Raw genomic sequence first — 10,875 nt, forward strand, 5'->3', positions numbered from 1 at the left:
CGGGGGGGGGGGGCCCCCCCGGGGTCCCCCCCCCCCCGCCACGATACCTGGGCCCCCGCGCCCGAGGGCCCCACCCCGAACTTGTGAGGGGGTGGGAGTGCGTGGGGATTACCTCGAGGGGTACATCCGCTCGGGTTCGCCTGTGTAAAGCTGGCGCGGGCGGCCGATCTTCGTCTGCGGGTCCTTCATCATCTCGCGCCACTGGGCAATCCAACCAGGCAGGCGGCCAATGGCGAACAGCACGGTGAACATCTTTTCGGGGAAGCCCATGGCCTTGTAGATCAGGCCGGTGTAGAAGTCGACGTTGGGGTAGAGCTTGCGGGAGACGAAGTATTCATCCGTCAGTGCTACTTCTTCCAGCCGCATGGCGATGTCCAAAAGTTCGTCGTTGCCGCCGAGCTTTTCCAGGATTTCGTGGGCCGTTGCCTTCACTATCTTGGCGCGGGGGTCGTAGTTCTTGTAGACGCGGTGCCCGAAGCCCATGAGCTTCACGCCGTCTTCCTTGTTCTTCACCCGCTCCACGAACTTTTCAACAGGCTCGCCGCTGTCCTGGATCTGGCGGAGCATGTTCAGCACTGCTTCGTTGGCACCGCCGTGCAGCGGGCCGAAGAGGGCGTTGATGCCAGCGGAGACCGAGGCAAACATGTTGGCGTTGGCCGAACCCACCAAGCGGACGGTGGAGGTGGAGCAATTCTGCTCATGGTCTGCGTGCAGAATCAACAGCAGGTCCAGTGCCTTGACCACCACCGGGTCCATCTCGTAGTGCTCGGTCGGAACACCGAAGCTCAAGCGCAGGAAATTGGACACCAGGTCCATGGAGTTATCCGGGTACAGCATGGGCTGGCCGGTGGACTTCTTGTGCGCGTAGGCGGCAATGACGGGCAGCTTGGCCATGAGGCGGAAGGTGGCCATTTCCACCTGCTCGTCGTCGAACGGGTCGAGGGAGTCCTGGTAGAACGTGGACAGCGCGGAGATTGCCGAGGACAGCACCGGCATGGGGTGCGCGTCGCGGGGGAAGCCGGCAAAGAAGCCCTTGAGGTCTTCGTGCAGCATCGTGTGGCGGCGGATGCGCTGGTCAAAAGCATCAAGCTCCGCCGCTGTGGGCAGATTGCCGTAGATCAGCAGGTACGACACTTCAAGGAAGCTGGAGTGTTCAGCCAGTTCCTCAATGGGATAGCCGCGATAACGCAAGATGCCCGCATCACCGTCAATGTACGTGATGGCGGAGGACGTGGCAGCCGTGTTGACGAAGCCGGGATCGTAGGTGACCGCACCGGTTTCCTTCAGGAGCTTGGAAACGTCATACCCGGCGTTGCCTTCTACTGCATCAAGTCGCGGCAGTTCAAGCTCTCCGCCGTCGTAGCGCAGGAATGCGCTCGTGGAATCAGTCATGGAGTCCCCTTCATGAGGTAGCCTGCGAGAGGCTTTGGTTAGTTCACTGCAAGTTTTACGCCCCGGAGGACACCTGCGCCGGTTGAGTTGAAATCCAAGAAAAAACTCAGCACACCAAGCGCCCGGTGGCTTAGACGGCTATCTACGAAACTACCGCTTTAAGGGCCTTCACCACTAATCCTGTACCGGAAAACGCGGCCCCAAGAGCCAAAACACTATGAATCTGCGCCGAGCCGCGCAGCCGCGGCCGCAATGCGCTCATCGGTTCCGGTCAAGGCCACCCGGACAAAGCCGTTGCCGGCTTCTCCGTAGAACGTTCCGGGGCCGGCCACTATGCCAAGCTCGGCCAGCCGGCTGATGGTGGTCCAGGTGTCCTCTCCAGCCGTGCACCACAGATACAGTCCGGCTTCGGAGTGGTGGATGGTCAGGCCAAACGCTTCAAGGGCACCCACCAGCTGTGCACGGCGCCTGCGGTAAAGCTCCTTTTGAGCTCTCACGTGTGCGTCGTCGGCAAGAGCTGCGCGCATGGCTTCCTGCACCGGGTACGGCACGATCATGCCAGCATGTTTGCGGCTATTGACAATGTTCGCCATGATGGCGCCGTCCCCTGCCACAAAGGCCGCCCGGTAGCCGGCCAGGTTCGATTGCTTGCTCAGCGAATAGACGGCCAGCAAGCCTTCGTGGGAGTTCCCGCAGACGCGTGGGTCCAGCACGCTGGGAACAGCTTCCCCACCATTTTCCGGATCCCAGGCGCCCCAGCCAAGCTCCCCGTAGCATTCATCGGAGGCCACCACGGCACCCAAGGCGCGGGCCTGCTCCACCAAAGTCTTCAACTCCGCAACGCCACGCACAATCCCGGTCGGATTGCCCGGGGAATTCACCCAGACGAGGCGCACGCGGGCGCGGGTTTCGGCGTCGAGCTCGTCCAGCGAATCGGCGGCAACGCTCGTAGCCCCGGCAAACACGGCACCCATGTCGTAAGTGGGATAGGCAACGGCTGGCCGCACCACAACATCACCTTCACCCAGACCGAGTAGTAGCGGCAGCCAGGCCACCAGCTCCTTGGACCCGACTGTGGGCATGACGTCCCGGGGGTCCAGCCCGGCAACGTTGCGGCGGCGCGCAAACCAATCCACAATCGCCTGGCGCAGCTCGGGCGTTCCGTGCGTGGTGGGATAGCCAGGCGCATCCGCAGCCGCCTTCAGCGCGTCCTGAATCAGGGCCGGAGTGGGGTCCACGGGAGTGCCAATGGACAGGTTCACCACGCCGTCGCGGTGTTGGGCAGCCGTGGCCAAATAAGGTGCAAGCGCATCCCACGGATAGTCGGGCAGCTGCAGGCCGAAGGGCTTGCCGGAAGAGTGTGGGGGCGTCATAAGGTTCGAATCAGCCCTGGTTCTGCGGCGGAAGGGCAGCAATCAAGGGGTGATCGGTGTGGGTATTTCCGATCTTTGCCGCTCCACCGGGGGAACCGAGCACGTCAAAGAACTCCACATTCGCCTTGTAGTACTCAGCCCATTCATCAGGGGTGTCATCTTCGTAGTAGATGGCTTCCACCGGGCACACAGGTTCACAGGCACCACAGTCAACACATTCGTCGGGGTGGATGTAGAGCGAGCGTTCACCCTCGTAGATACAGTCAACAGGGCATTCTTCAACACATGCCTTGTCCTTGACATCCACGCACGGCTGCGCAATTACGTACGTCACGTCCCCAACCTTTCTCGAAAGACTTATGCCGGCACAAAGAGAACCGGTTTCCCCATTATCCCCCACCACCGCCGCGCCCGCATCTCAACGAGACTTAGTATGAAGGTGTGAACAGTGCACTTGAACGCCTAGCCAGCCTTCCGTTGGGCACCCGCATGGTTATCCGGTACAGGATCGACGGCGGGCTGACGGACGCCTTGGGCGAACTCACCGAGCGTGACGGCGTCAGCGCCACCCTCGCCACCCGTACTGGTCATGTCACCATCCAGTACGACGACGTCCAGCTGGCCAAGGCTGTTCCCCCGCCTCCTGCACGGCGAGCCAGGCAAGTGCGGCAGTAGCCCCAACGCTCTGCCCGAAGCGACGGAGTCGGCTACTTTTTGCTACGCAACAGGGCCCAGACAAGCCAAGCCACCAGCGGCGTGACTACCGCTATGCCGTACAACCAAACACTGCCTTGAACGTTGTTGGTGATCATGCCAAAGGAGCCCAGCTGCAATGACAGGGCCCCAGCTGTGAGGTAGGCCGCCGCACCACAGGCCACCACAACCCACGAGCTCCGGCTCCACAGGCCCACGAATAGGCTCACCGCCGCAAGCAATAACAGCGCCAGTGCAGCACCGTAGGGAACCACCAAGTCGCCACTACCTGGGTACCACGCATGGCCGTGCAGCGAGGTACCCAAAAGCCCGCTGCCGATGCCGGCTCCTGCCGCGGCGGCCAACACGGCCCACCGGCGCGGTCTGGGCAGCTGGCTCACTGGCTTCTGCCCCGGAAGATCTTGCGCAGAGTCGCCGGGGTGCTGCGCCGGCTCCATCACGACGCACCACTCCCGCCAGGTTTCGCAGGAGGGTAAATATCAGCCGGGTCCACAGCAACGAACTCCTCCACAGCGGAGATGTCCTTCCACACATTGTCTGAGAGTGCATAACGGTCCCCGTCAACCGTGATTTGGGTTCGGTGGGCGGCCATGGCTGCAGTCTTTGCCGCCAGATCGCCCACCACGGCCAGTCGCGTCACGCCCGTTTCAAGGGGGCGCTCCGGCCGGTCGCTGACAATCGTGTAAACGCCTGATACCCGCCACGCCGCGGACGTGGCGGTGGGCGCGGCAGCCAGCCGCAGTGCTGCCATGGTGAGTTCATGGGTCCGCACGTGGTCAGGGTGCCCGTAACCGCCGTCGGCCGCGTACGTGATGACGATGGTGGGCCGCAGCGCCCTGATGGTTGCGGCGATGAGTTCAGCCGTCTCCGCCAGCGGTGCCCGAGAGAGGGAGCCGGGCAGTACCCGTGAGGCAGCCATGGCGCGCCCATCAGGACCCCATTGCATCCCTGAGTCACGGAACATCACGGGACCATCGCCAGGCGCAGCAAAGCCCTGGCCCAGCCAGAGATGCTCGTGGATGCCCAGCGCAGCCAGGGCGGCAGCCAGCTCGCGTTCCCGCTCTGCTGCCAAGGTGGAACCGTCAGCGGTGTTCCCTGCCTTAACTTCGAGGTGCGCCAGCTCCGGCGGGATGACCTCTCCCAGTTCACCGCGCGTGCAGGTCAGCAGCACAACCCTCGCCCCGGCAGCAGCGGACGCTGCCATGGTGGCCCCTGTGACAATGGTTTCGTCGTCGGGGTGTGCATGCACAAAGAGGATCGTGGCATCGGGGCCGGCCCCAGGCAGTAAAGCGGGTGTTTCCATGCGTCCTAATCTACCTGCACGCACCCATGGAGCCCCAACAGCAAGTTCCCTGCCCAATGGGCCAAGAAAAAAGCAGCCGGCAGGCCCACGTGAAGTGGACGTGCCGGCTGCTGTTGCCGCACTGTTTTGCTGTCCCAACAAGGTGCCGGGCCGGCAGAACTGCTAGACCAGCAAGGTTGCCCCTGGAATGGCGCTGAGCAGGTCCTGCGTGTAGCGCTGCTTCGGGTTGTTGAAGACCTCGTCGGTGGAGGAAGCCTCAACCACCCGGCCGCTCTGCATCACGGTGACATGGTCTGCGATCTGGCGAACCACAGCAAGGTCGTGCGTGATGAAAAGATAGGTCAATCCCAACTCCTCTTGCAGCTCATTGAGCAGATTCAGCACCTGCGCCTGCACCAGCACGTCAAGGGCCGAAACGGCCTCGTCGCAAATAATGACATCAGGGTTCAATGCCAAGGCGCGGGCAACCGCGATGCGCTGACGCTGGCCACCGGAGAGCTCGTTCGGGAAACGGCTCATCGTGGCAGCAGGCATCGAGACCTGATCCAGCAGTTCGCGCACCTTCTTCTCCCGGGACTTGGCGTTGCCGATCTTGTGGATCTTCAACGGCTCCTCAATGGTCCGGTAGATGTTGAACATCGGGTCCAGGGAGCCATAAGGGTCCTGGAAGATCGGCTGCACGCGGCGGCGGAAGTCAAAAAGCGCCTTCCCCTTGAGCGTGTTCACCTCCACTCCGTCAAAGAGGATGCTGCCCTCGGTGGGAGCCAGCAGGCTCAGGGCCATCTGAGCCACCGTGGACTTGCCCGAACCGGACTCCCCCACAATCGCCATGGTGGTCCCGCGCGGGACCGTGATGTTGACATCGTCCACGGCTTTGAAGTCCGTGGTCTTGCCCAACGCACCGCGCAGTTTGAACACCTTGGTGAGGTTCTTAATCTCGAGAATGGTGTCCCCGGCCTGTGCGCGTCCCGGCTCCGCATCCTTCCGCAGTGAAGGCAGACCCGATGTAGCAGGGACGGGCGACGGCGTGTGCCTGGCTTCCACTGACTCGTCCAGTTCCGCCGCAGCCGCCGCCAAGGCGTCCTTCGCCTTCTGCGACTGCAAACGGCGGGAGGACAGTGAAGGAGCGGCATTGATCAGGCGCTGCGTGTACGGGTGCTGCGGGTTGCGCAGGATCTCCAACGCTGCACCCGACTCGACCACCTGCCCCTTGTACATGACCACAAGCTTCTCAGCCCGCTCCGCGGCCAGGCCGAGGTCGTGGGTGATCAGCAGCACGGCTGTGCCCAGCTCGGTGGTCATGGTGTCCAAGTGGTCAAGGATCTGTCGCTGCACTGTCACGTCCAGTGCGGATGTGGGCTCATCGGCAATCAGCAGCCGCGGGCTGCAGGCCAGTCCGATCGCGATCAGCGCGCGCTGACGCATGCCGCCGGAGAACTCGTGCGGGTACTGCTTGGCACGCAGTGCGGCATCAGGGAGGCCAGCGTTGGTGAGCACCTCAGCTACGCGTTCCTTGTGGTTTGATCCCGCAAGGCCGTTGGCTTTGAGTGTCTCCTTGACCTGGAAGCCGATTCGCCACACCGGGTTCAGGTTGGACATCGGGTCCTGTGGGACCATACCGATCGAGTTCCCGCGGAGCTCAACCATCCGCTTCTCGCTGGCATGGGCAATGTCCTCGCCGTCAAAGATGACCTGTCCGCCACTGACACGTCCGTTGGACGGGAGCAGGCCGATGGCAGCCAGTGCCGTGGTGGACTTGCCTGAGCCTGACTCGCCCACAATGGCAACTGTCTCGCCGGGCATGATGGTCAGGTGTGCGTTGCGCACTGCATTGACCGGACCGTTGGCAGTTTCAAAGGTGATGGCCAGGTCCCTGATTTCAAGCAGGGGGGTCACATCGGTCTTCTTGGCGGGGTTGTTCACGCTCATGTCCTTTTCGTAGTTTGACATGGTGTCACCGCTTCCTTGCCTTGGGATCAAGCGCATCTCGCAGGGCGTCGCCCAGCATGATGAAGCTCAAAACCGTAATGGACAGGGCCACGGCGGGCCACAGCAGCACAGCTGGGTTGTTGCGCACCTGCGGCTGGGCTGAGGCAATGTCATTGCCCCAGGACATGACGGAGAATGGCAGCCCGATGCCCAGGAAGGACAAGGTGGCCTCGGCAACGATGAACGTTCCGAGCGAGATGCTGGCCACCACGATGATGGGTGCCAGCGAGTTCGGCACCACGTGGCGCACCAGGGCCTTGAAACGGGACAGTCCCAGCGCCTTGGATGCCGTCACAAAGTCGGCGTTGCGGTTTTCAATGACGGCGCCGCGCGTGATGCGGGCAATTTGCGGCCAGCCGAAGATCACCAGCACCAGGACCACCGTCCACACGCTGCGGTTCTCGCGGAATGCGGGGAGCTGCATCATGACAATGGAGCCGAGGATCAGCGGCAGGGCGAAGAAGACGTCGCCCAAGCGGGCCAGGATCACGTCAATCCAGCCGCCGTAGTATCCGGCCAAGGCGCCCATGATGCCACCTATGATCAACACGCCAATGGTCGTGAACACACCGACCATGAGGGAGGCTCGGGTGCCGTAGATCACGCGTGAGTAGACATCGCAGCCCTGCAGCGTAAAGCCAAGCGGGTGGCCGGAACGTGGCCCCTCGGCCGAGTTACCCAGGTCGCAACTGGTGGGATCAACGCTGGCAAACAACTGCGGGAAGATGGCCACCACCAGCACCAGCAGGATCAGCAGTGTGGAAATGATGAATAGCGGCTGCTTGCGCAGGTTGCGCCAGGCTTCCGCCCACAGGCTCAACGGAGCCGTGGATACATCGACACTGTCGACGGCGGCCAACGGCGTTTCCTCCAACGGTGCCACATAGTGCTCAATGACGCGGCTGGAGACTTTGCCTTGCCGCGCTGGCGAGGTTGCCGCCGGGGACAGGTCTTTATCGGGTGTCAGGTTCTCAGACATAGCGAATCCTTGGGTCGAGCCAGGCGTACAAGAGGTCAACGACGAGGTTGGCAATCACAAACACAATCACCAGGATGCCAACCACCGCCACAACGGTGGGTGTCTCCCCGTTCAAGATGGCCTTGTACAGCAGGTTGCCTACTCCTGGGACGTTGAAGATACCCTCTGTGACGATGGCGCCGCCCATGAGGGCACCCAGGTCGGCACCGAGGAAGGTCACCACGGGAATCAGGGAGTTTCGCAGAATGTGCACCACCACCACTCGCCGGCGGCTCAGCCCCTTGGCCGTTGCGGTACGGACATAGTCCGCGTTCATATTCTCGCTGATGGAGGCTCGGGTGAGCCTGATGACGTAAGCCAGGGAGACCAGCCCCAGCACCAGTGCCGGAAGGATGAGTTCGTTCCACGGTGCCGCACCACTGACTGTCGGCTTGGCCCAGCCAAGCTGAACGCCGACTACAAGCTGCAAAACGAAGCCCAGGACGAAGGTGGGTACAGCGATGACGATCAGGGATGCCACCAGGACGGTGCTGTCAAACAGCTTGCCCTTGCGCAGTCCGGCAATAACGCCGAAGAACACACCGAAGATCGCTTCGAAGGCCAGGGCCATGATCGCAAGCCGTGCCGTGACGGGGTATGCCCGGCCGATCACTGCTGCTACTTCCTGCCCGGAGAAGGTTTGACCAAGGTTCAGTGTCACGAGGTTTTTCAGATACAGCCCGTATTGGATCCAGAACGGCTGGTCCAAGTTGTATTGGGCCCGGAGGGCGGCCTCGACGGCCGGGGCCATCGGCTTGCCGCCGGACAGAGCCGCAATGGGGTCGCCGGGGGTGGCGAAAACGAGGAAATATACCAGCAGGGTGGCCCCGAAGAAAACGGGAATCAGCTGCAGGAAGCGCCGGAGCGTGAACATGATCATTACAGCATCACCACGCCCTTCATCCGCAAGCACAAATCATTCATGAAGTTACCTGTTCAATAGTTGTCTGTGCAGGATGTCGGTGGGATCGTCCACGTCATCTTGCACGATGAGTACCATTTAGTTGTTGTAAGACTATGTGAAGTCTGGTGAAAAAAGGAGGAACCCGGCTCTTCAAGCCCGGTTCCCCCTTTCTTATGCCACAGAGCTGCAGATGCTACTTGGCCGTGATGTCGTAGTACAGCGGAACGCCGTTCCAGCCAAACTGGACGGTGTTGACGTTGTTGCTCCACACGCCCTGGACTGCCTGGTACCACAGGGGCACAACCGGCAGGTCCTTCAGCAGGATTTCCTGTGATTCATTGAAGATCTTGTTGCCGGCTTCAACCGTCTTGGCCGACAGGCCTTCCTTCAGCTTGGCGTCGAAGGCGGGGTTGGAGTAGTCACCGTCGTTGGATCCTGCACCGGTGCCGTAGAGCGGCCCGAGGAAGTTGTAGAGCGACGGGTAGTCAGCCTGCCAACCGGCACGTGAGGCGCCGGTGAGCTTCTTCTTGTTGACCAGGTCGCGCATTTCCTTGAACGTGGCGATCGGGTTCAACTCAGCCTTGATGCCCAGGTTCGTGGCGATCTGGTTGGCCATGGCCGTGATGTATTCCTTGTTGCCGGCACCATCGATGTTTGAGGTGATGGTGAAGACCTTGTCTGCGGGCCACGGGCTGATCGCGTCAGCCTTTTCCCACAGTGCCTTGGCCTTGGCGGCGTCAAACTTCAGGACATCGCTGCCGGGCAGGTTGCCGTCAAAGCCGTCAAGCACGGGAGAGGTGAACTCCTGCGCAACCTTCTTGTTGCCGTAGAAGATCTTGTCGATGATCTGCTGGCGGTCAATCGCCATGGAGATCGCCTGGCGGCGCATGCTTCCGGCCTCACCCGCGAACTCAGGCAGGTAGCTCGGGATCGTCATGGTGGCGTTGCCAGCGTAGGGCTGGTTGACGAAACGGTCCTTGAAGTCCGTCTTGAAGTTCTGCAGACCGCTCGGGGGAACCTGGTCCAACACGTCCAGGTTGTCAGACTGCACATCCGTGTAGGCTGCGTCCGTGCTGTTGTAGAGCTTGAACGTCACGCCACCATTCTTGGCCTTGCGCGGTCCGTTGTACTTGTCGTTTACAACCAGCTTGACAGCCACGTTGTGCTGCCAGCCGCCGGTGTCCAGCTTGTACGGGCCGTTGCCGACCGGATCCTGGCCGAAGGCCGCCGGATCCTTGTATGCGGACTCGGGCAGCGGGTAGAAGGCCGTGTAGCCAAGACGCAGTGGGAAGTCGGATTCCGGCGCGGCAAGCTCAACCGTGAAGGTCTGGTCGTCAACGACCTTCAGGCCTTCCATCTTGTCCAAGGTGGAGTCCGCGGCGCTGACGGCGTCATAGCCCTTGATCGATTCGAAGAAGTAGCTGTTCAGCTGTGTGTTCTTAGCTGCTGCTCCGAAGTTCCAAGCATCCACGAAGTTCTGCGCAGTGATCGGCGAACCATCGCTGAACGTCTCACCGGATTTGAGCTTGATGGTGTAGTTCTGGGAGTCCTCAGTCTTGATGGACTCGGCCAGTTCATTCTGGATCGCACCCTTGACGTCATAGCTGACCAGACCGGTGAAGATCAGGTCCATGACTCGTCCGCCACCAACTTCGTTGGTGTTGGCGGGGAGCAGGCCGTTCTGCGGTTCGGTGCTGTTGGCCGTTACGACCTTGCTGGTGTCGCCGCCGGCATTACCGCCGCCGTCACCAGAGCCACCACATGCGGTGAGAGCCATGGCCAGTACTGCCGCCACGCCCAATGCTTTGGAAGTGCGTGAAAAGCGCATTTCGCCTCCTTGAGTGAGTAATTGATTCGAGCCGAAACTACAGACGTACTGAGAAAGTCCAGGTCACCGTTGACCCTCACTGTGTTTCAACTCATACCCCCCTAGGCTAGCTCGAAAGACTACCGAGCAGTACTCCAGAGCACTTTGTCGGGGTTTCTTTACCGATTCGAAACCTTAAAGGCAGCAGCCCCCCGCTTCGTCACCGTGTGCGAAAGCCGGGTACGGGAAATACTGCGCGCTGGCTCTGCGGGTGCCACCAGCTAGACCCCGCTCATATGACAGCTCCTGCGGGTCATCACGCCCGGCACCCGCATCAGCTGCAGTTCGAACACAGTAGCCGGTTGCGCACCCGCA

10 protein-coding genes are annotated in these 10,875 nt (G+C 61.5%); 1 reads left to right on the forward strand and 9 read right to left on the reverse strand.

Features of this window, described 5'->3' with window-relative positions:
• Positions 1-108 precede the first annotated feature (108 nt).
• The 3 genes from Q4P21_RS01800 to fdxA all read right to left on the reverse strand — a co-directional run bounded on the left by Q4P21_RS01800 (position 109) and on the right by fdxA (position 3,099).
• A complete protein-coding gene (locus Q4P21_RS01800; RefSeq protein WP_207344202.1) occupies positions 109-1,392 on the reverse strand; it encodes a citrate synthase in 1,284 nt (427 codons plus the stop codon).
• A gap of 215 nt (positions 1,393-1,607) precedes the next feature.
• Positions 1,608-2,765, reverse strand: coding sequence for a succinyldiaminopimelate transaminase (gene dapC, locus Q4P21_RS01805; protein WP_303387155.1), 1,158 nt, complete (start codon positions 2,763-2,765; stop codon positions 1,608-1,610).
• 10 nt (positions 2,766-2,775) lie between these two features.
• Positions 2,776-3,099: a ferredoxin gene (fdxA, locus tag Q4P21_RS01810; RefSeq protein ID WP_176636557.1), complete on the reverse strand. Its 324-nt coding sequence runs from the start codon at positions 3,097-3,099 to the stop codon at positions 2,776-2,778.
• A 107-nt stretch (positions 3,100-3,206) separates the two neighbouring features.
• Here fdxA and Q4P21_RS01815 point away from each other — a divergent pair, with 107 nt between their 5' ends.
• Complete coding sequence (locus Q4P21_RS01815) at positions 3,207-3,440, forward strand: hypothetical protein (RefSeq protein ID WP_303387156.1); 234 nt, start codon at positions 3,207-3,209, stop codon at positions 3,438-3,440.
• Between the two features lie 32 nt (positions 3,441-3,472).
• Here Q4P21_RS01815 and Q4P21_RS01820 read toward each other — a convergent pair whose 3' ends face one another.
• The 6 genes from Q4P21_RS01820 to Q4P21_RS01845 form a co-directional block, all read right to left on the reverse strand.
• Positions 3,473-3,859 (reverse strand): hypothetical protein, encoded by a 387-nt coding sequence (locus Q4P21_RS01820; RefSeq protein ID WP_303387157.1) that lies wholly within the window; start codon positions 3,857-3,859, stop codon positions 3,473-3,475.
• A gap of 56 nt (positions 3,860-3,915) precedes the next feature.
• Positions 3,916-4,782 (reverse strand): PIG-L family deacetylase, encoded by an 867-nt coding sequence (locus Q4P21_RS01825; RefSeq protein WP_303387158.1) that lies wholly within the window; start codon positions 4,780-4,782, stop codon positions 3,916-3,918.
• 162 nt (positions 4,783-4,944) lie between these two features.
• Positions 4,945-6,732, reverse strand: a complete 1,788-nt coding sequence (locus Q4P21_RS01830; protein ID WP_303387159.1) for an ABC transporter ATP-binding protein — start codon at positions 6,730-6,732, stop codon at positions 4,945-4,947.
• Positions 6,733-6,736: 4 nt separating this feature from the next.
• The gene (locus Q4P21_RS01835) at positions 6,737-7,750 is read right to left on the reverse strand and encodes an ABC transporter permease (RefSeq protein ID WP_303387160.1); all 1,014 of its coding nucleotides are present in this window, start codon (positions 7,748-7,750) and stop codon (positions 6,737-6,739) included.
• Positions 7,743-8,669, reverse strand: a complete 927-nt coding sequence (locus Q4P21_RS01840) for an ABC transporter permease (protein WP_303387161.1) — start codon at positions 8,667-8,669, stop codon at positions 7,743-7,745. Before Q4P21_RS01840 ends, Q4P21_RS01835 begins: the two co-directional genes overlap by 8 nt.
• 217 nt (positions 8,670-8,886) lie before the next feature.
• On the reverse strand, positions 8,887-10,521 hold the full coding sequence (locus Q4P21_RS01845; RefSeq protein ID WP_303387162.1) for an ABC transporter substrate-binding protein: 1,635 nt from the start codon (positions 10,519-10,521) through the stop codon (positions 8,887-8,889).
• Between the last annotated feature and the right edge of the window lie 354 nt (positions 10,522-10,875).

It is taken from the genome of Arthrobacter sp., from assembly GCF_030540645.1.
In the GTDB taxonomy this organism is placed as follows: domain Bacteria; phylum Actinomycetota; class Actinomycetes; order Actinomycetales; family Micrococcaceae; genus Specibacter.